Raw genomic sequence first — 24388 nt, forward strand, 5'->3', positions numbered from 1 at the left:
GGGCCGAACGCCTCGAATTAGGCGCTCCCACCCCCTCAACGGGCCTCATGTACGGGCGAAACGGCCGATCGCCGGCCGGATTTCACGTCATTCAAGCCGCGTTCTCAGGCGGCGGTCGCCGAGGCCACCCGGTGATCCTGGGCGACGTCGTCCCCCCACGTGTCCGCGATCAGGCATTCGAGCCGGAGATGGTCGACCACGGCGGCATCGATGAGCGACGGCCGGCGGCTGTCGGCGAGATGCTCCGTCAGCCACCCGCAATCGATGCCCGCCACCGCTTCGCCCGTGACGATCTCGATGCGCTGGCGTTCGAGGCGCGCAAGCGCGCGCTCCTCTGCTGTCTGCCGGTGGTAGGTGGTCCGCAGGTTGCCGAGGCATTCCGAAACATGCTCTTCAACCGAAGCGCAAGCGACGTCCGGTGTCCAGGGACGCAGCGCCACCGCCCGCGGCGGCACGGCATAGCCATGCTCCGAGAGGAGAATGTTGGCCATGGCCTTTGCGTAGAGATCGGCCCAGGCAGCGGGCGGAGCGGTGCGCGCGCCGACAGCCCTGTTGATGGACCTGAGAACTTCAGCCTCAGGCTCCGTGACAGGAATGGAGCTTTCGCCGCCGAACGCATTGAGAATGGTCCGGATCAGCGCGATCTCGCCTTCGCTGATCGTGCCCGGCACCGCGGCCTGACCCTGCCCGACCCTGAGCGGACCGAACCCGTGAATGACAGCGCCCGCCACCTGGTCGAGCACGAACGTTGCGAGACTGAGCGGAAACCAGCGCGCGCGCCCGAGCACGGCGACCATGAGATCGAGCTCGGCGCGATTGGCGATCCAGCCGTCGCTCGAAAGCTTGCCGATCAGCCACCGGCTCTTCTCGGTGGTGATGTAGCCTTCGTGGCCGCTCTGATTGAGAATGTAGTCGGCGATGGCGTCGACCAGGAACCCGCTCCACGAGGGCGCCTGGACGGGACAGGTCTTGTTGAGGCGGAGCAGCGTTTCGGCTTCGGTTTCGTGAATATGCGGGTCTTCGGCGAAAGCCCTCATCAGGCGGGCGACATCGCTATCCTTGATGCTGCCGCGGAACTCGAAATCCTCAACTGGAACAGCCTTGACCACGCGCATACGACATCCCCGCCCCGAGCACTGCACTGGCTCCGAAGCTAGGCGAGCATCCTTACCAATCGGCTAATTCCTGCCCTGCTCTGAACACTGCGAAGAGACGGCGGGCGCATGTTGCAGTTATGCCCCAAATGCCGGCGCGGATCAGAACGGCAAGCGGCTCTTCAGGCGTTCGAGCAGCACGTCCCTGCGGCTGGTCTTGTCGGACGTGACGGCAAGCGCGGCACGCTGAGCATCCGTGAGTTGCCCAGCCCGCTCGGCCGAAGCCACGGCCTGCCACGGCCCAAACCCCGTCACCGAGCCGTCGAGCTTCGTCTTGCGCCATTCGGATTCGACGACATACCGGCCGTCGGCCGCCTGCCCGGAGCGCTCGACGCGCCCCGACGCGACAACGCCCCGGCGGAGCGCATCGTCGACCGCGACACCGCCCGCCAGCCGCGGCGCGCCGAAGCTCACCTCGCCCGCGACCGTCCGCGGCAGGAAATCGATGTCGATGGGGGCGCCCCGCGTCCCCTTCTCATAGATGCAGTCGCGCAGGTCGTCGTCCGTAATGGCGCTCGAGACCGCCTTGTGTGCGATCGTCGCCTTGTCGCGGAAGCTTTTCGTCAGCCGCGACCCATCGGGCGCAAACTTGTCGATGAAGCCGTTGGTATGAATGAGAGGCGAACGCACCGGCGTCAGCAGTCCGGCCTCGGGCAGCGCCGAGACCAGGTAGTTGCCGTTGAAGATCGAGATCAGTCCGCCCGGCCGCAGCACCGAGACGAGCTGGCCCGCGAGCCCTGCGAAGGTCGAGAACGGAAACAAGTCGTCGAGCCGGTCCACCTTCGAGCTCGCCGGATACTGGCACAGCACCGACATGGCCAGGATCATGTCATAGGGCCCGAACGCCTCGACGGCTTCGGGTGTGGAATAGAAGACGATGCCCGCATCCTCGCGCAGGTTGCGCTTGGCCCGGTCGAGCGCGTCCGCACTGCGATCGCACCCGAAAATGCTCGCGTCCGGAAAATAAGACCGGAGGCTCAGCATCTCGAACCCGGCCGAGCAGCCGAACGAGAGAATTCTGAGATCGCCGCCGCCCAGATCCGGCCCGCGAGTCTCGGCAAGGCGCGCCCGCATGGTCCGGAAAATGCCCGGATACCGGTTGGGCGCCGTGTTGGTGAGTTTTTGTGCCATCCGAATGTCCCCTGCCCCGGCTTAAACCGAGAACTCCCGAAGCCGACCGATGGGCGTGAACGACCAGGCACCCGGCGCCCGCGCCGCAACCGGTGCATCGAACCGCTCGAACCCGGCGAACGCATCGATCTCGAGATCGATATGCTGATCGGACCACGCCGCAGGCACGCGCTTGATCTTGGCGACGCCGAGATCGATTTCCACTTCGCCCGGCACGGCCCCAAGGCCGGGATTGCGCAACCGGAAGCGGCACACTTTGGAAAGGGACGGCGCACGCTCTTCAGGCAGCGGCCCCAGCGCCGCGCCGAGCTTGGACAACATGCCTTCGTAGCGGCCCACGAGTTCGGCCGGAATCTCCGGCACGCCCACGCTGTCCCAGTCGATGGATTTCACCGGCCGTCCGTCATCGTGGATCAGCAAAGGAATGAAGCGCTCGTAGCCGGAGAACCGGCGCACGTCCTGCGGCTTGTTGTGGACGACGAGCACGGCAGGCGTGCCGAACCCGGTCGCCGGCAGCGCCGTGTGCAGGCGCCGGGTCACGACGATCTCGGCAGTCCGCAGCCGGTCACAGATGCGCGCGATGTGCGCCCACCGCGCCACCGGATCGTGCCGGATCGCTTCCGGCACCGTGTTGCTGATGCGCTCGGCCCGCGCCCTCAAGTGCTCCGGAATGAGCGCCTCCGCCTCGGGCGCCACATCGACGAACAGCACGCCGCGACGCTCGCTCATCGGCACCGTGGCGACCTTGCGGCCAAGAAAAAGCGTGATGCAGCCGGACCAGAAGGCGTCGATCCCGCGTTCTGTCAGCAGCGCCACCGACCGCTCGTCGCGGCAGCCGATCGGCGCGTGCGCTTTAAGATAGTCCGGCCAGCGATACTTCAGCAGCTCGTCGCGGCCAACGCAGAAGCCGTGAAACAGCGGCTCCACGCTCGCATGCGGCGCTGAGCGAAACCCCTTCGACATGAACCAGTAGTTCATGACCAAGAGATGCTTCGCATCCGTCTGCCGGCTCCCGATCGCCTCGCGATGGATCAGCGTCGACACGTAGGGCGCATGCATGGCCACCGTGAGCGCCTGCAGGTCGTCGCCGAGATTGGGAGTGGTGAGGCCGAAAACGGCGTGGTGAGGTCCGGTCACAAGCAAATCCGAGCGAGGTCCCTGGTTTGAATGCCCCTGTGTACCGGGTGTGGCGCGCCGATGCGAGCCCCGTTGCGGGTTGGCCACCCACCCCTCGGTTTTCCGGCCTTGAGTTCTGCCCGACGCCTATTAGGGTGGCGCCGAACCTTGCACATCCGGCCCGGCCCCGCCTGCGGCGCCTCGCCCCACAACACCCACCGGCACCCAAAACTCCACCGGAACCATGAAAACCACCGTCCGCTTCGCGCCGAGCCCCACCGGCCGGCTCCACATCGGCAACATCCGGACCGCCGTTCTCAATTATCTGCTCGCCCGCAAATCGGGCGGCGACTTCATCCTGCGCCTGGACGACACCGACCGGGAACGCTCGACGGATGAATTTGCGGAGGGCATCCGCACAGACCTGCGCTGGCTGGGCTTTGCCTGGCAGCGCGAAGAACGCCAGTCCGACCGCATGGCGCGCTATGCCGAGGTCGCCGAGCAGCTCAAAGCGGCCGGGAGGCTCTATCCCTGCTTCGAATCGGAAGAGGAGCTGGACCGCAAGCGCAAGCGCCAGCTCGGCCGGGGCATGCCGCCGATCTACGATCGCGCGGGCCTGAAACTGACGGACGACGACTTGGCGAAACTCGCCGCCGAAGGCCGCAAGCCCCACTGGCGCTTCCGCCTGCCGAACACCAGCCCCGAGCAAGGCCTGACGCCGCTCCCGACCATCGTGTCCTGGAACGACCAGATCCGCGGCGACCAGACGGTCGATCTCGGATCGCTGTCCGATCCCGTGCTGATCCGCGAGGACGGCACGCCCCTGTACACCTTCACGAGCGTCGTCGACGACATCGACTTCGCCATCACGCACATCGTGCGCGGCGAGGACCACGTCACGAACTCGGGCGTCCAGATCGCGATTTTCGAAGCACTCGGTTCGGAGCCGCCGCGCTTTGGCCACCACAGCCTGCTGATCCGCGCCGACGGCCACGCGCTTTCGAAGCGCCTCGGCACTCTATCTATTGAGACCTTCCGCGCCGACGGACTTGAGCCGATGGCGATCCTGAGCCACGCCGCGCTCGTCGGCACCTCCGACGCCATCGAGCCGCATGCCGATCTCGACGAGCTCGCCGCCCTCTTCGATTTCGACAAAATCTCGACCGCGCCCGGCCGCTTCGACGTGCACGAGCTGGCGGCCCTCAATGCCAAGCTGCTGCACAAGCTGCCCTACGAAGCGGTTGCCGAGAGGCTCGCGAGCTTCGGGGTTGGCGGCGGCCAGCCCGCGTGGGACGCCATCCGCGGCAACCTCACCTATCTCTCCGACGCGCGCGACTGGTGGACGGTCATCGCGGGCGACATCGATCCCGTGATCGAGAACGCGGAGCTGACAGCGAAAGCGGCCGACCTTCTCCCGGCCGAGCCGTGGGACGCGACGACGTGGTCCGCGCTCACTGCGGCCGTATCGAAAGAGACCGGTGCCAAGGGCCGCGCTCTGTTCCACCCGCTGCGCCTCACCTTGACCGGCCGCGACGCCGGCCCCGAGCTGAAAACCCTCCTGCCCCTCATCGGCCGCTCCCGCGCCGAAGCCCGCCTGCGGGGCAAGCGCGGGTAAAAAGTCGCGACATCGTGTCGTTATCGGCCCCAGTAAAAGAACGATCCCTTGCGCGTGATGTAGAGAGAAACGCGCTGCAAATCAGCATTCGTATCGGCACTACCGGCGTCCCGGCGCCAAGCGGAAAGCCGCCAAGTTTCCACGGGCTGCCCGTCAAACGTCATTTCGATCATGCCCTCAGCGCGCATGACCTGCATGCTCCGGAGTGCCCGCTGCCGATCGTCAAGAAAGACGAACTTTTCGAAGTAGCAATATGCGCTTTCGCAACCGGAAAGCACCTCGAGTAGATCCATTTCTGGCTCTTCAAACACGACCTTCCCCAGTACGTTGAGCGGCGCGCTTAGGAGCTTACACCTCCCGGCCACGCGAAATCTCGCGCTCATCTCATTGCGGCCCGCCTCCCGTTCATTGAGCCGGACCGCGCAGTTCCGCACATGGAGCAGAAGTGCGTCTCCCTGGGTAGCGAGGCTGACTTAGGGCAATGCCTGATCTAAAATCCGAGCCGCGAACTGATGTGAAAAGAAGGCATGAAATTAGTAACGCTAATCGGCCTCTGGTTCATAGCGACCAATATCTGGGCGCTTCGGCAACACGCACGCGTCGCCAAAGAGTTTGAGCGACGCTTCGGTGCGCCGCCAGGCTGGAAGTATTTCGCCACTCCGACGTGGAAAGCCGGGTTTACCGCCCCAAACGGTGCAACCCCCACGCCCGAGATGGAAGCCTATCTCACTGAGCTGAACCATCGCAGTTGGCAAACAGGAGTTCTACATATCTGGATCCTGATGCTCATATTTGGGGCATGGAAGCTGTTCAATTGAAACACTTTCACCGACAGCCTCGCTCCCGAGCGGCACTCAGATCTTGTCCTGCGCGATGTAGACCTGCCCGCCCAGCGCGTTGAACTTCTCGCTCATCTGACGCATGCCCGCCTCTGGATCTGCGGCCGGATCCACCACCGTCGTTTCCTCCGCGATCTCCACCGCCGCTTCGTTCAGCCGCGCCGCGTAGTCGCGCACCTCGCGCGTGATCTCCATCGAGCAGAACTTCGGCCCGCACATGGAGCAGAAGTGCGCCACCTTGTGCGCCTCCTTGGGCAGCGTCTCATCGTGGAAGCTCTGCGCCGTATCGGGATCGAGCGACAGATTGAACTGGTCCTGCCAGCGGAACTCGAACCGCGCCCGCGACAGCGCATCGTCGCGCAACTGCGCCGCCGGATGCCCCTTGGCGAGATCGGCCGCATGCGCCGCGATCTTGTAGGTGATCACGCCGACCTTCACGTCGTCGCGGTTCGGCAATCCAAGATGCTCCTTCGGCGTCACGTAGCAGAGCATGCTCGTCCCGAACCAGCCGATCATTGCCGCCCCGATGCCGCTCGTGATGTGATCGTAGCCGGGCGCGATGTCGGTCGTTAGCGGTCCCAACGTGTAGAACGGTGCCTCGCCGCATTCGCGGAGCTGCTTCTCCATGTTGATCTTGATCTTGTGCATCGGCACGTGGCCAGGGCCCTCGATCATCACCTGGCAGCCCTTCGCCCACGCCACCTGCGTAAGTTCTCCCAGCGTCTCAAGCTCGGCAAACTGCGCCCGGTCGTTGGCGTCGGCAATCGAGCCCGGCCGGAGCCCGTCGCCGAGCGAGAACGACACGTCGTAGGCCCGCATGATGTCGCAGATCTCATCGAACCGCTCGTAAAGGAAGCTCTCCTTGTGATGCGCCAGGCACCACTTGGCCATGATCGACCCGCCGCGCGAGACGATGCCCGTGACGCGATTGGCCGTCAGCGGCACATAGCGCAGACGCACGCCCGCATGGATGGTGAAATAGTCGACGCCCTGTTCGCATTGCTCGATGAGCGTGTCGCGATAAAGCTCCCACGTGAGCTTCACCGGGTCGCCGCCGCACTTCTCGAGCGCCTGATAGATCGGCACCGTTCCGATCGGCACGGGCGCGTTGCGGATGATCCACTCGCGCGTCGTGTGGATGTTGCGGCCCGTCGAGAGGTCCATGACCGTATCCGCGCCCCAGCGGATGGCCCACACCATCTTCTCGACTTCCTCCTCAACCGACGACGTGACGGCCGAGTTGCCGATGTTGGCGTTGATCTTCACGAGGAAGTTGCGGCCGATGATCATCGGCTCGAGTTCGGGGTGATTGATGTTGGCGGGAATGATGGCGCGCCCGCGCGCGATCTCGTCGCGCACGAATTCCGGCGTGATGTGGGCCGGGATCGCGGCCCCAAAGCTGTCGCCGTCGGCAATTGCCGCATTGGCGCGCGCCAGCGCCGCCGTCCGCCCCAGGTTCTCCCGGTGCGCGACGTAGATCATCTCCTTCGTGATGATCCCCGCCCGCGCGTATTCGAGCTGGGTCAATTCCCCTCCCCCTTGTGGGGAGGGGGTAGGGGTGGGGGGAAGCCCAACGGCAGACGCTTGTGCATCCCCCCCTCCCGACCTCCCCCACAAGGGGGGAGGAGAAGAAGCACGCAACGGCGCATACACCACCGGAAACTCGCGCGCCGCATGACGTCCCGTGACGCCGCCGTTATCCTCGGGCTTCACCGCGCGGCCCGCATAGTTCTCCACGCCGCCGCGCTCGCGCACCCACGCCTCGCGGTCGCGCGACAATCCCTTGTTAACGTCGATGGCGACGTTCGCGTCCGTGTACGGCCCCGAGGGATCGTAGACCCGCACCGGCGCTTCTCCGCTCTCGGCCGAAAGCACGATCTCGCGCAGCGGCACGCGCAGGTCGGGCGCAAGCTCAGGCGAGGCGAAAACCTTGCGCGATCCGGGCAGAGCGCCCGTCGTCACTTGAAAAGGCGTCAGGTCGCCCGGACGGGTCGGCTTGTTCATGGCAGGCTCCGAATTTGAAAATCTGTATGGATTGAGGCTGTGAGGCGCGCAGCACGCTTGCCCACGCGCCAGACGAACGCGCGATACGCGCGCTAAACGAGGGCGTAGCCCTTGGCGGTGAGAAACGCGCCGAGCAGCAGCGCAACGAGCGCCCAGGCCGTGATCGCGTTTTCGCTGCTGAGCATCCGATTGGCCATGCTGGCGACGCGATCAGGCCAGACGATCCGCACGATGCCGCCGATGATGGCCAGCCATCCGATGACCGTGACGAGCACGGTCCACTCGGCCGACCAGACGTTGTGCGCGCGAACGATGGCCAGTCCACCGAGCAGCGTGAGAAGCCCGGCCAAAAAGATGAGCGCGGGTCGATCCGCCATCTCTTTGATCACGCCGACGAGCGCGGCGCGGTTGATCAGCATGGCCGCCGCAATGGCGATCATGACTGGACCGGCATAGCCGGCAATCAGTTCTGCATTCGTCATGTCATCCCATCCCTTCGCCGGTATCAGCCGGATCAGGTTCAAAGGGTGCTCGCGGACCCACCGCGATCTCAGCCGGTTCTGCCCGGCGCCCCTTGGAAACAGACCGACACTACGCCGCGAGGCCGGAAACGCAACCCCACGAAAGGGCGCGCCGGACGAACAAATGGCCGCCCGGGGGAGCGGGCGGCCAAGTCGGGAAGGGCGGAGGCAGTGGGGTCGTGATTAGTTCCAGCGGCTGTAGGGGTTGTAGCCGTAGCCGTACCAGCGGCGCTTGCCCCAGTACTTGTGGGCGCCGAAGTGACGATGCTTGCGATAGTGATTGTGCTTGGAATAGCCGTAACCGCGATCGTACTTGCGCTCGAACTTGTGGTCATGACCGCGATGGCCGCGATCGGCCAGTGCCGGCGAAAGCGAAACCACAGACGCCGCAACGGCGATGGCGATGGTGGCGAAAAGAGAAGTCTTCATGTTTGGTCTCCCTTGCTAAGGGCCCGGCCGACGATGTGTCGGTCCCCCGAGCCTTGAGACCACATTGCCTGGGTCGCATTGAACCGCCTCTGAATGCCTGCTTCATTTGCGGTTCATGTTCGCGGGCCAATTCGCACGATCACTCCACTGCGCGGGCGTTGAGCCTCCAGCCACCTCGTGCAAACACCCGCGCCCCATAAAAAAAGCGGACCAGCAATGCTGGTCCGCGATCGTGAAAGCCGATAGTCGGGCGCGTGACGCGCTTACTTGCCGACGCGCGGCAGATTGAACAGGCGGTGCCAGCCGTCGCGGCTTTCAGAGCGAATGTTCTGGGAAGCCTGCTGCTGCATCTCCGAAAGCGTGTTGCGATCGCTCTTGGTCAGATAGCCCTTGGCCTCCATCTGCGTCTTCGTGCGCGCGATGCGGTTCTGCTCAGCGCGAAGCTTGATGCCTTCCGTCCAGGTGATCGAGCCGTTGTTGCGGCCGCGCTCGATGCGCTCGCCCTGAATGGCCTGACGGTTGTCGAACGAGGCTGCGGAGGCCAGCGACGGAGCGGCGGCCGAGAGGATCAATGCGATAGCTGCGATGCGCTTCATGATGCGTTCTCCATTTCGAGGGGCGCTTCGGCGATGGCCGGGCCCGATGGCGAAATGGATAGCGCTCGCGCTTTGAACCGGTACTGAATGCGCCGCTCAGGTGGCGTTCATCTCCGGGAGATGCACACGCAGCCCACGGATGAACGGTCTTGATTATTGGAAAAGTACCCCTGAAACGAGAAGCGCCCAACCCCGGGGGGCGGGGCTGGGCGCATTAGCGCTCTCGCGCGCAGCGCCGGGAGGGAAGCCGGCGCTCCAGACGATGGCCTCGGTGAGACGGGGGGAGCTACCGATATATATGGCATCGTCTGACTGATGATGACATAAGCGCAACACGCCAGCTTTCAATAGGGGTCAACGGGCATTATCACGAAATCGTGATTGACTTTTGCCCGTTTTCCACAGCTTCACCCCGATTCGGCCGAGGATGGGCGCCAGAATTCCGCGCTTTTCCCGTCTGAGGTCCCGTTTCCCGGCAAGGGAGCGCCAAGATGTCGCAGATTTCCGGGCGTCCAGAATTCCGGGGCGCTACGGGTGGAAGTTGTTGAGGCTGACGGCCTCGATCTTGAACAGCTTGGCGTCCAGCGTCTCGGACTTCGTGAGCGAAGACAGCTCGACGCGCGTATCCAGGCCCTGCGCATCCGTCGTCACCCATTCCTTCAGCTCAACCTGCGGCTTGGTCGAGAGGAACAGCTTGATCTTGCCCGGCGCGTCCGGGCTCTTGTCGCGCAGCGCGAGCACGATCAGATCGTCCGACTCTTGAAGTTCCACGATCTGCGCGTCGCGGATCAGGTCGACGTCCTTGCGCAGCAGCAGCCGGAACGGCGTCTGATCGAGGGACACGCGATCCTCGTTGTTGAGGTCGAGATCCTGGATAGCGAGATACTCGCCGTCCGAAATGATGATCTGGCGCGACGGGCGCGAATAGTCGAAGCGGAAGCGTCCCGGACGCTTCACCATGAACTTGCCGCGCATGGGCTTGTTGTCGGCCGTCGTCTGGACGAAGTCGCCCTTGAGGTCGCCGAGGCCGTTAAAATAGGCGTTCACCGTCTTGACCAGCGCGGTCTGCGCATCGTTGAGCACGATCACGCCGCCGGGCGTCGCAACCTCGGCGTTCCATCCCGTTCCTTGGCCTACGGGATCCGGCGGCGTTTCAGCTTTCGCCTCGGGAGCCGGTGCGCCGGTCGCGGGCGCGCCAGGACGCTGAGCCGGGGTCGGCGCAGGAACAGGCGAAGCGGCTGTGCCGGCTGCGGCCGGAGGCGTACCAGCCGGAGGCGTCGCTGCGGGCGGAGTCGCGCTGTCTTGGGCCACGGCAGCGCCGACCGTCAGCGCCAATGCCAGCCCGGCCGCGGCGAGCAGTTCGAAAGTCTTCATGTTCCGTCTCATCACGTCCCCGCCTCCCCGGCGGGGAGCCCCTAGCTGTCTGACCGGACAATGCGACCACAAATTGGCGATTTGCCCCTTGCGGGCAACCGGCATTTTGATTTCCCGCCCGCAATCCACCTCCGCCGCCCCGGCACCAGCCGGTTCAAGCGCGTCCAGGGACGCGAGATGGCGAAAAACGTGAGGACAATCAGGCAATCGAGCGAACAGGCCCCTCGCCGGCCAGGATTTCGCGGCGCCCCGTATGGTTCGGTGCGCTGATCAAACCGTCCCGCTCCATGCGCTCGATCAGGTCGGCGGCCCGGTTGTAGCCGATCGACAGGCGCCGCTGCACGTAGCTGGTCGACGCCTTGCGGTCGCGCAGCACCACGGCTACCGCACGGTCGTAAAGACTGTCGCCGCCTTCGCCGCCCGCCCCGCCGCCGTTGGACGCGTCATCCGGCTCGTCCTGCGGCACATCGATATTTTCGATATAGCGCGGCGCCCCCTGCGTGCGGAGATACGCCGCCACGGCTTCCACTTCTTCGTCTGAAACGAACGGCCCGTGCACGCGCAGCATCTGCCCCGCGCCCGAGGTGTAGAGCATGTCGCCCTGGCCGAGCAGTTGCTCCGCGCCCTGCTCGTTGAGGATCGTGCGGCTGTCGATCTTCGATGCCACCTTGAAACTGATACGCGTCGGGAAGTTGGCCTTGATCGTGCCCGTGATGATGTCCACGGACGGCCGCTGCGTCGCCATGATGAGATGAATGCCGGCTGCGCGCGCCTTCTGCGCCAGGCGCTGCACGGCGGTCTCGATGTCCTTGCCGGCGGTGATCATCAGGTCGGCAAACTCGTCCACGACGACGACGATATAGGCCATCGCCGCGAGATCCATATCCTCGCGCTCGTAGATCGGCTTGCCGGTCGCGGCATCGAAACCGGTCTGCACCGTGCGCGTCAGTTGTTCGCCGCGCGCCTGCGCCCCGCTCACGCGTGTGTTGAAGGCTTCGATGTTGCGCACCGAAAGCTTCGCCATGCGCTTGTAGCGCTCTTCCATCTCGCCCACGACCCAGTTGAGCGCGGCCACCGCCTTCTGCGGATCGGTGACAACAGGCGTCAGCAGATGGGGAATGTCGTTGTAGACGCTGAGCTCCAGCATCTTCGGGTCGATCATGATGAAACGGCACTGCTCCGGCGTATGGCGGAACAGGATCGACAGGATCATCGCATTGACACCGACGGACTTGCCCGAACCGGTCGTACCGGCCACGAGCAGATGCGGCATGCGCGCAAGGTCCGCAATCACCGGCTCACCGCCGATGGAGCGCCCGAGCGTCAGTGGCAGCACGCCGTCGGCCGAAGCAAACGTCGGGCTTTCGATCAGCTCACGCAGGCCCACCATGTCGCGGCGGCTGTTGGGTAGTTCGATGCCGATCACGTTGCGTCCCGGAATGACGGCCACGCGTGCGCTGGTCGCGCTCATCGAGCGCGCGATGTCGTCGGCCAGCGCCATGATGCGCGTGGCCTTCGTGCCGCGGGCAGGTTCCAGTTCGTACAGCGTGACGACCGGCCCCGGCTTGATGTCGCGCACTTCGCCTTTGACGCCGAAATCCGCCAGCACGTCTTCGAGCAGCCGCGCCGTCCCGCGCAGCACCGTCTGGGAGAATTCAGCCGTCGACTTCGAGGGCGGCGTGCGCTTGAGCATGCTCGCGGCAGGGCGCTTGAAGGTCACCTCAACCTTGCGCGCGATCGCCTTGAGAATGGCGGGCGCGCCGCGGCGGACAGGCTGCTGCTGGCGAACCGGCTGCATCGAGGCTTGCGAGGCCTGGGCAACCGGCGCCGAGGGAACAGGCGACGGCGCGGGCGCGGCTTCGCGCGGCACGTCGCGCGCGCCACCCGCATTGCGCATGAAGCGCGGCAGATCCTGATTGTCCATGGGCGGGGCGACCGGCGCGGGACGCGCGCCCGCAGGCGCAAAGCGTTCGGCCATCGCACGGCTGGAATAATCGAGCGTCGTATCGGGCTCGGCGTCGTCCATGCCGAAGTCGTCCGGCGCGGCATCGGAAAAATCCGCGCGATCTTCGGCGTGCTGCGGCGGCGCGCCATAGTCTCCGGCCGAGTAGCTGCGCGCGTATTCGGCCGCAACCGGCGAGCCGGGTAGCATCGGCTCCAGCGTGCGCGGAGCGGCCGCGACATCGCGCGCACCCCAGACGCTCAGCGTGCCCAGCGCCGACATCAGGCTCTGCGAACGCGCGCGCGGCGGCGTCCAGGATGCCTCGGCCGGACGGCTGAGTTCAGGCGTGGAATGACGGATCGTACGATCGCGGCGCAGGCCAGCGAAAGGAATATGCTCGCGCTTCAATCCCGCCGCTTGCGCCAGCGACGACAGACCGATGCCGAACAGCAGGATCGCAGCCGCGATCGCCGCCGTGTCCGAGCTGATGAAAGTCATGATCGAGGCGAAGAAGCCGAAAATCACATCGCCGAGAATGCCGCCGTAGCCATGCTCGAGCGGCCAGGAGCCGGCCATCGGCAGAGCTGAAACACCACCGGCCAGCGCCAGCAGAGCGAGCGGGTAATAGGTCACCTTCGTACGCAGGCTTGCGACCTGCTGCGACACCACGAGCTCGACACCCCAGATCATGATGGGGAAGAGCGCGACGGCGGAGGCGAGACCGAGAGTCTGGATCAGGAGGTCGGCGACGATGGCGCCGGGTGCGCCGAGGGCGTTGCGCACAGCCCCGCCCGTGACATGCGTGAGGCTCGGGTCCGATACCGACCACGACACGATGCTCGCCCAGACGGCGGCCAGTACCGTGAGCAGCAATAGGCCGCTCGCGCGCCCGAACGCACCAATCAGGTGAGCTTCGAGTGCGGCCGGCAGAAGGCGTTGACGGTGAAGCCCTGATGCGGACGGCATGGCAGTGAACGTCTCTTACGCAGATACATGAACGAACCGTTCGAGTGCTTCCCTGATCGTCCGGACGTCATGCACCAATGCCACGCGCACGAAGTGTGCGCCCGGATTAGTCCCATCGCGCCCGGTCTGAGCCAGGTAAGAACCTGGTATCACCTTGACGCCGAAACGTTTCCATAAGGTTAGTGCCGTGTAAGCGCCGTCCCCGATACTGCTCGTATCGAGCCAGAGAAAGAACCCTCCGGCCGGCCGCCGGTAGCCGAACCGGCTCCCCAGCACAGCGTCCGCCACGTCGTACTTCGCAGCGTACGCCAGCCGGTTGGCCGTCACGTGCTGCTCCTCCGCCCAGACCGCCGCCGAGGCATGCTGCGTCGGCCCCGGCATCTGGGGCCCCACGAGATTGCGCACCTCGAACAGCATCTGGAGGAAGCCCGCATCCCCCGCGCAGAAGCCGGACCGCAGCCCGGGCAGGTTCGAGCGCTTCGAGAGCGAGTTGAACACGACAATGTTGCGGAAGCGCTCGAGCGTCTTGGCCGCCACCTCGAGCCCGCCCGCAGGCGGCGCGCCGCTGTAGATCTCCGAATAGCATTCGTCGAAGAACAGCAGGAAATCGTAGGCCCGCGCCAGCGCCAGCGCGCGCGCGATGTACGCTTGGCTTGCCACCGCACCCTGCGGATTGGCGGGCGAGCACAGATAAAGCGCCGCCGTCCGCGACAGGAGTTGCGTATCCGCCTCGAGCGCATCGAGATCCGGCAGATGGCCCGTGGCCTCCGTGGCGTCGAGGAACACCGGCTCCGCACCCGACGCGAGCGCCCCGCCGAGGTAAGCCTGGTAGAACGGGTTGCACATCAAAACAGCGGGCCGCCCGGCACCGGCCTTGCGCCCGACCGCCGCGAACGCCGCATAGAAGAGCCCCTCGCGCGAACCGTTGCACGGCAGGATCTCGCTGGCGGGATCCACCACGCCCGCCAGGTTGTAGCGCCGGCCAATCCAGTCGCCGATCGCCCCCCTGAGCTCGTCCGAACCGCGGATCGGCGGATACTTCGCGAACAGCGCCTCAGCTTCCGCGATTTTTGCCGTAACAAACGAGGGCATCGTCTCGCGCGGTTCGCCGAGCGTCAGGTCGATCGTGCGCTCGTGCCCCGGTGTGACCCCGTCAAGCAGGTGGCGGAGCCGGGTGAACGGCGAGAGAATAGTGCCGTCGGCCAGTGCCGCGAGGCTCAGGGTGTCGGACATCGGTTACGTGTTCCACACAGGGATGCGGGTCACGAGATAGCGTCCAGCACCCCGTATTGTCCACGGGCTTCCGCCGGAGAGCGCTATTCCGGTCGCCGCGCGAGCCGCCCCGGACCGTTCGCTCTACGGAATGGGGCCGCGCCGGGCCGTGTTGAAATTCGCAGCCGTCGTGAGCCCGATCGCCTGGTCGAGCCCCTTCACCCCGCGCAGGTCGGCCTCCTCGAGGTTCGCCCCCGTGAAGTCGGCCCCCGCGATTGTCGCCCCCGTGAAGTCCGCCTTGACCAGGTCGGACCCGCGCAGGTTCGCACCCGTTAGATCCGCATCGACGAACCGCGCATGCTTGAGCGACGTGCCGGAGAGCTTCGCGTCCCTCAGGATGGCGCGCGTGAAGTTGGCGCTCGACAGGCTCGCGGGCGCATTGACGGAGGGCTCGCGGGTGGCCGAGCGGCCGAGGATCGCGCCCGTGAGATCCGCATCCGTGAAGTCCGCCCGGTCGAGCCATCCATCGGACCGGAAACGCACGAGCTTGGCGCCGACGAACTTCGGCGCCTCCGCCGTGGCGACGCTGAGCGACGTGAAGACGGTCGGACGGATGATGCGGGCATCCGTCATGTCCGCACCGCTGAAGTCGGTCGCCGTGATGGTGGCCCGGTCGAGGCGCGCGCCGACGAGCGAGCTTCCGCTGAGGTTCGCGCGCGACATGTCAGCCCCATAGAGATCGGAGCCATCGAGCAGCGCACGCTTGAAGTCGAGCTCCGCGAGATCGAGCTGCGAAAGTTCGAGCCCATGGAGATCCGGCCGCGTCTCACCGGTCGCCTTGAAGAGGCGCTCGGTCACGTCCCGCGCCGTGAGCTTGCGCGTGACGCCCTGCGCCGGGTCCGCCTTCGCATTGGGCTGCGTGTAGCTCGGCAATCCGCCCGCCGCCGCGACAAGAGATGACAGCGCCAGCAGCCCGACCGCAATACCAAGAGCCCTTCGCATGGTCGTTCTCCGCATCGCCGACGAGCGCGGCCTGGATTAGGGAATGGGATCGAGCCGGGCGCTCTGGAAGTTGGTGGCCGACGTGAGCCCAATCACCTGATCGAGGCCGCGCGCACCCCGCAGGTCGGTCTCGTCGAGATTGGCCCCCGTCACGTCCGCCCCGGCAAGATTTGCCCCGCGGAACGTCGCCCCCGTCAGGTTCGAGCCCCGGAAGTTCGCGCCGCTCACGTCGGCATCAATGAAGCGAGCATACTTGAGCGACGCGCCAGGAAACTTGGTCTCCTTGAGGATCGCCTTCGTGAAGTTCGCGCTCGTCAGGCTGGCCGGCGAAAACAGCGTCTCCTCGCGCGACGCACCGCCCCCGAACACGGCGCCCGACAAATCCGCCCCGCTGAAATCGGCGCGGTCGAGAAGACCGTCGGAGCGGATGCGCACGAGCTTGGCGCCCACGAACTTCGGCGCCTCGGCGGTTTCGACTTCGAGCGTCGTGAAAATGGTCGGCCGCAGAATGCGGGCATCCGTCAGATCCGCGCCGCTGAAGTCGGCGGCCGTGATGGTCGCCCTATCGAGCCGCGCGCCGACGAGCGAACAGTTCGCCAGATTGGCACGCGACAGGTCGGCGCCGTAGAGGTCGGACCCATCCAGTCTCGAATGCTTGAAATCGAGCTCCGCCAGATCGAGGCGCGTAAGGTTGAGCTTGGCGAGGTCGGGGCGCGATCCCGGAGCCGCCTTGAAAAGCCGCGCCGTCACATCGCGCGCCGAAAGCTTCCCCGCCTGAGTTTCGTCGCCGGCGTCGGCAGTTGCATTCGGCTGCGTGTAGCTCGGCAGCTCGCCCGCCTCCACCAGCGAAGGCCAGAACGCAAGCGAAGGCGAGAGCGCAAGAACGGCGGCCGCGAGCCCGAGTGCAATTCGCATCCTCATCCTCCGCAAACGCGCCAGCTCAGCGCGAGTTCATTCGCCGGCAGCGCCGTCCTTCAGGAGCTTATAATTGATCGAATCGATCAGCGCTTCGAAACTTGCGTCGATGATGTTCGGCGAGACGCCGACTGTGAGCCACCGCTTGCCGGTTGCATGATCCAGCGTTTCCACGAGAACGCGCGTGACCGCCTCCGTGCCCCCGGTGAGGATACGCACCTTGTAGTCGACGAGCTCGATGCTCTCGATGTGCTTCTGGTACCGGCCGAGGTCCTTGCGCAGCGCCCGATCGAGGGCGTTGATCGGACCGTTGCCCTCACCGACAGACCACAGAGGATCCTGATCGCCGTTGATGTAGACCTTCACGGTCGCTTCCGACACCGTCACGAGATCGCCGGACGCGTTGTGACGCCGCTCGACCATGACGCGGAAGCTGTCGACGGAGAAGTAATGCGGCACGCGCGCGAGATGGCGCCGCGCCAAGAGCTCGAACGACGCCTCGGCCGACTCGTAGGCATACCCGGACGATTCCCGCGCCTTCACCTCGTCGAGCAGAGCCTGGACGCGCGGATCGTCCTTGTCGGCCGTAATCCCGAGCGTCTCCAGCGAGGCCATGACGTTCGAGCGGCCGGCCTGCTTCGAGACCAGCAGGCGGCGCTGGTTGCCGACCGCTTCCGGTGGCACGTGCTCGTAGGTCTCGGGATCCTTGAGGATCGCGGACGCATGAATGCCCGCCTTGGTCGCGAACGCGCTTTCACCCACATAGGGCGCATGCCGGTTGGGCGCTTCGTTGAGCAGTTCGTCGAGCACCCGGCTCGCGTGCGTCAGCGTCCGCAGCCGCTCGGGCGTGATGCCGGTCTCAAAGCGCTCGGCAAAATCCTTCTTGAGCAGCAGCGTCGGAATGATCGACGTCATGTTGGCATTGCCGCAGCGCTCGCCGAGACCGTTCAGCGTGCCCTGGATCTGCCGGCAGCCCTGGCGCACGGCGGCCAGCGTGTTGGCCACAGCGTTGTCGGTGTCGTTGTGCGTATGGATACCGAGGTTCCCGCCCGGCACATGCGCGACGACCTCGCCCACGATGCGCTCCACCTCGTGAGGAAGCGTTCCGCCGTTGGTATCGCACAGCACGACCCAGCGCGCGCCCGCGTCCAGCGCCGTCTTGGCCACGGCAAGCGCATAGTCACGATTGCCCTTGTAGCCGTCGAAGAAGTGCTCGCAATCGAGCATCGCCTCGCGCCCCGAGGCGACGACGGCGCGAATGCTCTCCGCGATTCCGGCCAGGTTTTCCTCGTTCGAAATGCCGAGCGCCACGCGCACGTGGTAGTCCCACGACTTAGCGACGAGACAGATACTGTCCGCCGCCGAGCCGAGAAGCGCATTGAGGCCAGGATCGTTCGCCGCCGACCGCCCCGCCCGCTTGATCATGCCGAACGCGGTGAAACGCGCCGTCTTGAAAGCCGGCTTCGACTTGAAGAACTCGGTATCGGTGTCGTTCGCGCCGGGGTATCCGCCCTCGACATAGTCGAGCCCGAGGTCGTCGAGCAGCGCGGAGATGCGCCGCTTGTCCTCGAGCGAAAAATCGACGCCCGTCGTCTGCGCGCCGTCGCGCAGCGTGGTGTCGAACAGGTAGAGGCGTTCCTTGCTCATCGTCCCGGCTTCGGTTCGTTGTTCGTGCGCTCAGCCGTCATTGGCGGCGCCGAGCTGCTTTGTCATTGTCGTGTTCGCGAGCCAGAGGTCATCCCTCGGCAGCATGGTCCGTTGCTTGGCCTGATAGCCGCGCGCCTCGAAAAACGGCACGGCCGTGTCACTGGCCTCGACCGTAATTTCGCTCGCGCCGCGCCCGCGGGCCAGCCGCTCAATCGCATCCGAAAGCGCCGCGCCGACCCCTTGGCCCGCGTGGTAGGGATGGACGTACAGCATATCGAAAATGTTGTTGGACTTGAGAGAGGCGAACCCGGCGTACTCGCCATCCACCTGCACGACCAGCGTCACCATCGACCCGAGCCGCTCGGCGAACGCTTCCGCATCCACCGCCGTGCTGGCCCAGGCCGCGCGCTGGTCCTCGTCGTAGTCCTCGGCCGTCAGCTCTTCGATGCTCTGCGCGAACAGCTCGCGCAGAGCCATCGTATCGGCCGGCAGGAACGGGCGAAGCGGATAGGACGCGGTCACCGGGCGACCTCCCAGCTCGTCACGATCTCGCCGGTCTGCGGATCCTTGGCGTCCTTGAGCGCCACGCCCATGGCGGCAAGCTCATCGCGCAGCCGGTCGCTCTCCTTGAAGTCCTTCGCCCGCCGGGCCGCAAGTCGCGCCGCAACCAGCGCGTCCACCTTATCGGCATCGACTTTCGCCGCCTCGACGCCGACGTTGAGCGCGTCGCGAGTTTCGCCGCCGTAGAGCCCCATGAACTCGAGCGTCGCGGCAAGCTCCGCCGCGCCTTCCGGATTGCGTTTGGCGGATTTGGCGAGCCCGTGAATGATCGAGAGCGCACTCGGGGTGTTGAGATCGTCAGAAAGCGCAGCCACCACATCGGCGTTGGGCTCCCCCGCCGCCTCGACACCCGCCAACAGATCCGCGAAGTCGAGCAGCGTCGCGCGCGCCTGCAGCAGCCGCTCCGCCGTCCAGTCGATGGGCTGGCGGTAATGCGTGCCGAGCATGGCAAGCCGCGCCACGCGCCCGTGCCACTGGTTGGCGCCGAACTTTTTTGTCGCCAGCAGTTCGTTGATGGTGATGAAGTTGCCGAGCGACTTCGACATCTTCTCGCCTTCCACCTGCAGGAAGCCGTTGTGCATCCACACCCGCGCCATCACCGGCGTGCCGTGCGCGCACCGCGATTGCGCGATCTCGTTCTCGTGGTGGGGAAACACCAGATCGATGCCGCCGCCATGAATGTCGAACTCGGGCCCGAGGTGCTTCTCCGACATGGCCGAGCATTCGATGTGCCAGCCGGGACGCCCGGGAGTTTCGATGCCGCAGGGCGACGTCCACGCCGGCTCACCCGGCTTCGACGGCTTCCAGAGCACGAAATCCATCGGCCCCTTCTTGTAGGGCGCCACCTCGACGCGCGCGCCTGCCTCCATCTCCTCGAGGGAGCGATTGGACAGCGTGCCGTAGTCGGCCATCGACGACACGTCGAACAGCACATGCCCGTCCGCCACGTAGGCGTGCCCGCGCCGGACCAGCGCATCGCACAGCGCCGTCATGCCCTCGATGTGCTCCGTCGCGCGCGGCTCGACCGTGGGCGGCAGCACGCCGAGCGCGGCGATGTCGTCGTGGAACTGCTTCTCGGTCGCGGTCGTGACCCGGCGGATGGCCTCGTTCAGCGGCAGATCCGGGAAATCCTTGGCGGCGCGCGCGTTGATCTTGTCGTCGACGTCGGTGATGTTGCGCACATAGGTGACGTGGTCCGCGCCATAGACGTGGCGCAAGAGCCGGAACACCATGTCGAACACGATGACGGGGCGCGCGTTGCCGATGTGCGCGTAGTCGTAAACCGTCGGCCCGCAGACATACATCCGCACATTGGCGGCATCGATGGGCTCGAACGGCTCCTTGCGCCGCGTCAGCGTATTATAAAGTGTGAGCGCCACGCGTCCTCTCCTCATCGTTCGCCGCGGGGCTCCTCGTGGAACCCAAGCACTATGAACCCGTTCCCGGGCCGGACGTGGCGTTTCTCTGTCTTGTGATGAGGCAAAGAACGAGGCCGCGCGCCAGCCGGACGTGACTAGCTCGAAATGGTAATGATGCCGCAAATGGAGCGGCGGATCTGGCGCAGGCGGGTTCTCATGGCCGGAGTTATGCGGGCACGCCCCGTTTGCGTCAAGCGGCGGACGCACCGGACGCGGAACCTGTGGCCCCCGGCCTGCGCTTCAACACCGCCAGCGCTTTAATGTGATGCGATTTAACGAGGATAACGGCGGGCCAGGGCGAGACGCCGCATTTCTCCCGCATTGACCCCCTATCCGGGGGCTCTCATAGTAAATCGAAGTGACGTGGAATTTCGGGGGCGCGTCCCCCACCGTGATGGAGCCGATGGCAGATTTCCGCATCAGCGGCTTCAAGCGCCGGCTTGGCGGCGCGACAGCAGGCAGGACCGCAGCGGCCGTGATCGCCGCGCTCGTGCTGGGCGGAGCCGTGGCCGTGCCCGCGCTCGGCCAGAGCTGGTGGCCGTTCGGCGGCAACGAGCCGTCCAACAAGCCCCGCCAGGCCCCCGTGCCGAGCGAGCCGATGTACCAGGACCCGGCCACCGTGCCGCCGCGTGGCGCCCCTGGCGCCGGTCCCGCAGGCGGCAGCCCGATCTGTCTCGAGCTCGAGCAGCGGCTCGTCCAGGAAGGCCAGCGCGGCAGCGACAACCGCAATCTCTTACCGATGGTGCAGACCGAACTGCGCCAGGTCGAGCAGACCTATCGCGAAAGCCAGAAGCAGCTCGATCGCGCCGACTGCTACGAATACTTCCTGTTCTCCAAAACGCTGAGGCGCACGCGCCGCTGCGTCGATCTCGCCAATCAGGCGGATACGGCGCGCCAGCGCATCGAGGATCTCGAAGTCCAGGTCCGCCAGCTCGAAGGCTCGCCGGGCCGCTCCTACCAGGATGAAATCGTCCGCGAGCTAGCGCGCAACAACTGCGGCGCGAGCTACCAGCAGCAGGCGCGCCGCCAGAGCGGCGGCGGCGTCTCGAACTTCTGGGAAGACGGCGAAAGCAGCGATTATCGCGGCGGCGGCGGCTCAGGCTTCGGCTCGCTCCCCTACGCCACCTACCGCACCGTCTGCGTGCGCCTGTGCGACGGCTACTACTTCCCGGTCAGCTTCTCGACGCTGCCGAACCATTTCCAGCGCGACGAGGAAGTCTGCCAGTCGAAGTGCGCAGCCCCCGCCCAGCTCTTCTATCACCAGAACCCCGGCGCGGGCATGGAGCAGGCCGTCGACGCCCGCACCAACCAGCCCTACACGAGCCTCAAGACGGCGTTCCGCTACCGCAAGGAATACATCAACGGCTGCTCGTGCAAGATGACCGAGTACCAGCCCGCCCCCGGCGAGGTGAGCCACACTCCAGCCGGCAATGCCCAGGGCTGGAGCGCTGAGGTGCCGACGGGCGCGACGCCAGCGCCACCCGATCAGCAGGGATTGCCGCCGGCAGCAGCCCCGCCGCCCGCCGCGCCGCCTCCGAGCGGCGGCGAGACGCTGCCCTGGGAAACGACCCAGTAAGCGAACTCAACCCGCAAACGAAACTCGGCGAGTTAGTTCGGTGAGCCGTCGCGCGCCGTGAGCCCGCGCGTCAAACCGGCGCCGGATGAAAGCTCTTCACCGCGCGGTATCCGAAGTAGACCGCGAGCACCAGCAGCAGCCCTTGCGCGATCTGGAACGGCGGCTCCGTCTGCGTCGGCGCAAGCTCGGCGATGCCGGGCACCTTCTGGAACGACTGCACGATCAGCACGAAGCAGTTGAGGTAGAGCGCGGCGACCGCCGTCGACGCGTAGATCCAGCGCCACGCCCCTGCGAGACGAAACACATAGAGTCCCGCGAGCGAGGCTGCGAGCAGCAGCAGAGACAGCGCTCCGAACGCCTTAGCCGGCGTGAACCCCGGCACGGGAAACATGAAGCCCGTCACGCTCGTCAGCACCGTTGTGACGAGGAACAGATGAGTGAGCCACCCCGGGCTTTCCGAACGCAGCATGCGCGGCACCACGAGCAATCCCGACACGATCGCGACCAGACTGATCGCCACGTGCAGCAGCGTGAATTCGTAGAGCGGTATTCCCAGCGTCATGGCGCACCCCCGATCCGAATTTCGGGAATAGTATCGGCTGTCCATTACCGCGCCAAGACATCCGTAATCTGAAAAATTGCTTAGATTATTCTCTGCATCTCACCCGGCTCCTCACGTGGCCACGTCACCCGGCTCCGAAACGCACCGCGTTGCGCGCCTTGGCTTTTGCCGCTTCGACATCACGGTCCCGAGGCGGCGCGAGCGTGACGAGCGAGCCCATCAAGTCCTGAGCTGCTGCCGCGACCTGATCCACGGCGCGATTGAACACTTCCTCATTCGCCTTCGAGGGATGCGTGAAGCCGGAGAGCTTGCGCACGAACTGCAGCGCGGAGGCGCGAATTTCATCCTCGGTCGCAGGCGGCGAGAAATTGTAGAGCGTCTTGATGTTTCGGCACATCGAAAGGCCTCCTTTCGCGCACGTGACTTGCAGCGCCTGATCCCAACTTGGGCGCTCGCAAGTGCAGTGTCCAGCCAAGGACGAACGGCCACGGCCTCGCCCGACATCGAGCTCCCACCCGTAACATCCGCATCGCCAGCCGGCGCCCGCCGTGGCATCCTCGGCGACGATGACAGACCCGCACGCCGCAACGACGACGCCACCTGCCGATCTCGTGCCCGGCAGATCCTGCGACGGCTGCACCATGTGCTGCAAGCTCATGGAGATCGACGTACTGGAAAAGCCGCGCGCCGTCTGGTGTCCCCACTGCGACCAGAAACGCGGCTGCACGATCTACGAAGTGCGCCCCGAGCCGTGCCGCATCTTCTTCTGCGGGTACCGAAAGGTGCCGAACCTCGACGAGCGCTGGAAACCCTCCAAGGCGAAGTTTCTGGTCAACTACGAGAGCCGCAACAACCGCATCGTCATTCACGTCGATCCGGCGCGCGCGAGCGCCTGGCGCCAGGAGCCTTATCTTTCGACGATCCGCCAATGGGCGAAGAACGCGGTGCGCGAGAACGGCCTCGTCCTCGTCTGGACCGGCGACCACGCCATCGCCATCCTGCCCGACCGCGAGAAAGACCTCGGCCGCGTGCGCGACGACCAGATCCTTGTCCCGACCCTCACGCAAACCCCGCAAGGCCCCGCCTACGACATTACAGTTCGAGACACCTAGCCGCGGCTAGTTCGCGGCCGCCACCTTGGGCTTGGCAATCTCGGCCTCGACGGCTTTGACGAGACGATCCGCATCCGGCGCCGTCGCCGAGAAGAAGTTCGTCACCAGCTTTCCATCGCGCCCGACGAGATACTTGTGAAAGTTCCACTTCGGCGCGTTGATCCAGCCGAGTTCCTCGCGCGCCCACTTGTAGAACGGATGCGCGCCATCGCCCGTCACGACGTTCTTGTCCGTCAGCGGAAACGTCACGCCGAACATGCCCTCGCAGAATTCCTTGATCTCGCCCGCCGCCTTCGGCTCCTGCCCGCCGAAGTCGTTCGACGGCACGCCGATCACCGTAAAGCCCTGCGCTTCATACTTGGCATTGAGTGCCTGCAGCGCCTCGTACTGCTTGGTGAACCCGCAGAACGACGCCGTGTTCACGACGAGCAGTACCCGCCCCTTGTAGTCCGACAGCGGCATCGGCTTGCCGTCGATGGACGTGAACGTGAAATCCCAGGCGGTCTTTGCCTTGTCGTCGGCAAGCGCGGCGGGGCCCGCCCCCACGACAGCCGCAAGACCGGTCAGCGCAGCGAGCGCGGCTTTGAACGTCATCGAACCTCTCACTTCAATGGGTTGCAGCGTACACATAGAGACGGCAAGCCGGTTGCACCAGCTATCCAAAACGTAACTTTTCAGATCGCGCGAAGCATGGCA

23 protein-coding genes and 1 riboswitch are annotated in these 24388 nt (G+C 65.6%); of the genes, 4 read left to right on the forward strand and 19 right to left on the reverse strand.

Features of this window, described 5'->3' with window-relative positions:
• Positions 1–104 precede the first annotated feature (104 nt).
• The 3 genes from K2Y42_RS08445 to K2Y42_RS08455 all read right to left on the reverse strand — a co-directional run bounded on the left by K2Y42_RS08445 (position 105) and on the right by K2Y42_RS08455 (position 3422).
• On the reverse strand, positions 105–1115 hold the full coding sequence (locus K2Y42_RS08445; RefSeq protein ID WP_291150993.1) for a hypothetical protein: 1011 nt from the start codon (positions 1113–1115) through the stop codon (positions 105–107).
• Between the two features lie 141 nt (positions 1116–1256).
• The gene (locus tag K2Y42_RS08450) at positions 1257–2285 is read right to left on the reverse strand and encodes a class I SAM-dependent methyltransferase (RefSeq protein ID WP_291150996.1); all 1029 of its coding nucleotides are present in this window, start codon (positions 2283–2285) and stop codon (positions 1257–1259) included.
• A gap of 21 nt (positions 2286–2306) precedes the next feature.
• Positions 2307–3422, reverse strand: a complete 1116-nt coding sequence (locus K2Y42_RS08455) for a polysaccharide pyruvyl transferase family protein (protein WP_291150999.1) — start codon at positions 3420–3422, stop codon at positions 2307–2309.
• Positions 3423–3645: 223 nt separating this feature from the next.
• Here K2Y42_RS08455 and gltX point away from each other — a divergent pair, with 223 nt between their 5' ends.
• The gene (gene gltX, locus K2Y42_RS08460) at positions 3646–5016 is read left to right on the forward strand and encodes a glutamate--tRNA ligase (RefSeq protein WP_291151002.1); all 1371 of its coding nucleotides are present in this window, start codon (positions 3646–3648) and stop codon (positions 5014–5016) included.
• A gap of 20 nt (positions 5017–5036) precedes the next feature.
• Here gltX and K2Y42_RS08465 read toward each other — a convergent pair whose 3' ends face one another.
• A complete protein-coding gene (locus tag K2Y42_RS08465) occupies positions 5037–5309 on the reverse strand; it encodes a hypothetical protein (RefSeq protein WP_291151005.1) in 273 nt (90 codons plus the stop codon).
• 234 nt (positions 5310–5543) lie between these two features.
• On the opposite strand from K2Y42_RS08465, the gene K2Y42_RS08470 reads away from it, so the two are divergent.
• On the forward strand, positions 5544–5834 hold the full coding sequence (locus K2Y42_RS08470) for a hypothetical protein (protein WP_291151007.1): 291 nt from the start codon (positions 5544–5546) through the stop codon (positions 5832–5834).
• Between the two features lie 36 nt (positions 5835–5870).
• Here K2Y42_RS08470 and thiC read toward each other — a convergent pair whose 3' ends face one another.
• From thiC to cysS, 12 genes are all read right to left on the reverse strand, one after another.
• Positions 5871–7859, reverse strand: a complete 1989-nt coding sequence (gene thiC / locus K2Y42_RS08475; RefSeq protein WP_291151009.1) for a phosphomethylpyrimidine synthase ThiC — start codon at positions 7857–7859, stop codon at positions 5871–5873.
• Between the two features lie 92 nt (positions 7860–7951).
• Positions 7952–8341, reverse strand: a complete 390-nt coding sequence (locus K2Y42_RS08480; RefSeq protein WP_291151012.1) for a hypothetical protein — start codon at positions 8339–8341, stop codon at positions 7952–7954.
• Positions 8334–8444: riboswitch (TPP riboswitch) on the reverse strand. It overlaps the preceding gene by 8 nt.
• Before the next feature lie 119 nt (positions 8445–8563).
• Positions 8564–8809: a hypothetical protein gene (locus K2Y42_RS08485; protein ID WP_291151014.1), complete on the reverse strand. Its 246-nt coding sequence runs from the start codon at positions 8807–8809 to the stop codon at positions 8564–8566.
• Between the two features lie 263 nt (positions 8810–9072).
• A complete protein-coding gene (locus tag K2Y42_RS08490; protein WP_291151016.1) occupies positions 9073–9405 on the reverse strand; it encodes a hypothetical protein in 333 nt (110 codons plus the stop codon).
• Positions 9406–9933: 528 nt separating this feature from the next.
• The gene (locus K2Y42_RS08495; protein ID WP_291151018.1) at positions 9934–10779 is read right to left on the reverse strand and encodes an outer membrane lipoprotein carrier protein LolA; all 846 of its coding nucleotides are present in this window, start codon (positions 10777–10779) and stop codon (positions 9934–9936) included.
• Positions 10780–10978: 199 nt separating this feature from the next.
• Positions 10979–13687, reverse strand: a complete 2709-nt coding sequence (locus tag K2Y42_RS08500; protein WP_291151021.1) for a DNA translocase FtsK 4TM domain-containing protein — start codon at positions 13685–13687, stop codon at positions 10979–10981.
• Positions 13688–13702: 15 nt separating this feature from the next.
• A complete protein-coding gene (locus K2Y42_RS08505; RefSeq protein WP_291151024.1) occupies positions 13703–14920 on the reverse strand; it encodes an aminotransferase class I/II-fold pyridoxal phosphate-dependent enzyme in 1218 nt (405 codons plus the stop codon).
• Between the two features lie 123 nt (positions 14921–15043).
• The gene (locus K2Y42_RS08510; protein ID WP_291151027.1) at positions 15044–15901 is read right to left on the reverse strand and encodes a pentapeptide repeat-containing protein; all 858 of its coding nucleotides are present in this window, start codon (positions 15899–15901) and stop codon (positions 15044–15046) included.
• 36 nt (positions 15902–15937) lie between these two features.
• Positions 15938–16816 carry a pentapeptide repeat-containing protein gene (locus tag K2Y42_RS08515; RefSeq protein WP_291151030.1) on the reverse strand — a complete coding sequence of 293 codons (879 nt, stop codon included), beginning with the start codon at positions 16814–16816 and terminating at the stop codon, positions 15938–15940.
• A 36-nt stretch (positions 16817–16852) separates the two neighbouring features.
• On the reverse strand, positions 16853–18463 hold the full coding sequence (cimA, locus tag K2Y42_RS08520; RefSeq protein ID WP_291151033.1) for a citramalate synthase: 1611 nt from the start codon (positions 18461–18463) through the stop codon (positions 16853–16855).
• A 30-nt stretch (positions 18464–18493) separates the two neighbouring features.
• Complete coding sequence (locus K2Y42_RS08525; RefSeq protein WP_291151036.1) at positions 18494–18985, reverse strand: GNAT family N-acetyltransferase; 492 nt, start codon at positions 18983–18985, stop codon at positions 18494–18496.
• Positions 18982–20403, reverse strand: a complete 1422-nt coding sequence (gene cysS / locus K2Y42_RS08530) for a cysteine--tRNA ligase (protein ID WP_291151039.1) — start codon at positions 20401–20403, stop codon at positions 18982–18984. The genes K2Y42_RS08525 and cysS overlap by 4 nt, the downstream gene beginning before the upstream one ends.
• 442 nt (positions 20404–20845) lie before the next feature.
• Between cysS and K2Y42_RS08535 the strand changes: the two genes are divergently transcribed.
• Positions 20846–22018 carry a DUF2865 domain-containing protein gene (locus K2Y42_RS08535; RefSeq protein ID WP_291151042.1) on the forward strand — a complete coding sequence of 391 codons (1173 nt, stop codon included), beginning with the start codon at positions 20846–20848 and terminating at the stop codon, positions 22016–22018.
• Between the two features lie 70 nt (positions 22019–22088).
• On the opposite strand, the gene K2Y42_RS08540 is transcribed toward K2Y42_RS08535, so the two are convergent.
• Positions 22089–22580 carry a hypothetical protein gene (locus K2Y42_RS08540; RefSeq protein WP_291151045.1) on the reverse strand — a complete coding sequence of 164 codons (492 nt, stop codon included), beginning with the start codon at positions 22578–22580 and terminating at the stop codon, positions 22089–22091.
• Between the two features lie 124 nt (positions 22581–22704).
• A complete protein-coding gene (locus K2Y42_RS08545; RefSeq protein ID WP_291151047.1) occupies positions 22705–22977 on the reverse strand; it encodes a DUF2277 domain-containing protein in 273 nt (90 codons plus the stop codon).
• Positions 22978–23146: 169 nt separating this feature from the next.
• Between K2Y42_RS08545 and K2Y42_RS08550 the strand changes: the two genes are divergently transcribed.
• Positions 23147–23692, forward strand: a complete 546-nt coding sequence (locus K2Y42_RS08550) for a YkgJ family cysteine cluster protein (protein ID WP_291151050.1) — start codon at positions 23147–23149, stop codon at positions 23690–23692.
• Between the two features lie 6 nt (positions 23693–23698).
• On the opposite strand, the gene K2Y42_RS08555 is transcribed toward K2Y42_RS08550, so the two are convergent.
• Complete coding sequence (locus K2Y42_RS08555; RefSeq protein ID WP_291151053.1) at positions 23699–24286, reverse strand: glutathione peroxidase; 588 nt, start codon at positions 24284–24286, stop codon at positions 23699–23701.
• Positions 24287–24388 lie beyond the last annotated feature (102 nt).

It is taken from the genome of Hyphomicrobium sp. (assembly GCF_019744875.1).
GTDB lineage: Bacteria > Pseudomonadota > Alphaproteobacteria > Rhizobiales > Hyphomicrobiaceae > Hyphomicrobium_C.

Coding starts and splice junctions, on each gene's coding strand:
- K2Y42_RS08550 (WP_291151050.1), top strand. CDS start 23,147: ATGACAGACCCGCACGCCGCAACGACGACGCCACCTGCCGATCTCGTG.
- K2Y42_RS08485 (WP_291151014.1), bottom strand. CDS start 8,809: ATGAAGACTTCTCTTTTCGCCACCATCGCCATCGCCGTTGCGGCGTCT.
- cimA (WP_291151033.1), bottom strand. CDS start 18,463: ATGAGCAAGGAACGCCTCTACCTGTTCGACACCACGCTGCGCGACGGC.
- K2Y42_RS08445 (WP_291150993.1), bottom strand. CDS start 1,115: ATGCGCGTGGTCAAGGCTGTTCCAGTTGAGGATTTCGAGTTCCGCGGC.
- K2Y42_RS08490 (WP_291151016.1), bottom strand. CDS start 9,405: ATGAAGCGCATCGCAGCTATCGCATTGATCCTCTCGGCCGCCGCTCCG.
- K2Y42_RS08540 (WP_291151045.1), bottom strand. CDS start 22,580: ATGACGCTGGGAATACCGCTCTACGAATTCACGCTGCTGCACGTGGCG.
- K2Y42_RS08450 (WP_291150996.1), bottom strand. CDS start 2,285: ATGGCACAAAAACTCACCAACACGGCGCCCAACCGGTATCCGGGCATT.
- gltX (WP_291151002.1), top strand. CDS start 3,646: ATGAAAACCACCGTCCGCTTCGCGCCGAGCCCCACCGGCCGGCTCCAC.
- K2Y42_RS08465 (WP_291151005.1), bottom strand. CDS start 5,309: ATGGATCTACTCGAGGTGCTTTCCGGTTGCGAAAGCGCATATTGCTAC.
- K2Y42_RS08480 (WP_291151012.1), bottom strand. CDS start 8,341: ATGACGAATGCAGAACTGATTGCCGGCTATGCCGGTCCAGTCATGATC.
- K2Y42_RS08510 (WP_291151027.1), bottom strand. CDS start 15,901: ATGCGAAGGGCTCTTGGTATTGCGGTCGGGCTGCTGGCGCTGTCATCT.
- K2Y42_RS08505 (WP_291151024.1), bottom strand. CDS start 14,920: ATGTCCGACACCCTGAGCCTCGCGGCACTGGCCGACGGCACTATTCTC.
- K2Y42_RS08495 (WP_291151018.1), bottom strand. CDS start 10,779: ATGAAGACTTTCGAACTGCTCGCCGCGGCCGGGCTGGCATTGGCGCTG.
- K2Y42_RS08545 (WP_291151047.1), bottom strand. CDS start 22,977: ATGTGCCGAAACATCAAGACGCTCTACAATTTCTCGCCGCCTGCGACC.
- K2Y42_RS08470 (WP_291151007.1), top strand. CDS start 5,544: ATGAAATTAGTAACGCTAATCGGCCTCTGGTTCATAGCGACCAATATC.
- K2Y42_RS08515 (WP_291151030.1), bottom strand. CDS start 16,816: ATGCGAATTGCACTCGGGCTCGCGGCCGCCGTTCTTGCGCTCTCGCCT.
- thiC (WP_291151009.1), bottom strand. CDS start 7,859: ATGAACAAGCCGACCCGTCCGGGCGACCTGACGCCTTTTCAAGTGACG.
- K2Y42_RS08500 (WP_291151021.1), bottom strand. CDS start 13,687: ATGCCGTCCGCATCAGGGCTTCACCGTCAACGCCTTCTGCCGGCCGCA.
- K2Y42_RS08535 (WP_291151042.1), top strand. CDS start 20,846: ATGGCAGATTTCCGCATCAGCGGCTTCAAGCGCCGGCTTGGCGGCGCG.
- K2Y42_RS08555 (WP_291151053.1), bottom strand. CDS start 24,286: ATGACGTTCAAAGCCGCGCTCGCTGCGCTGACCGGTCTTGCGGCTGTC.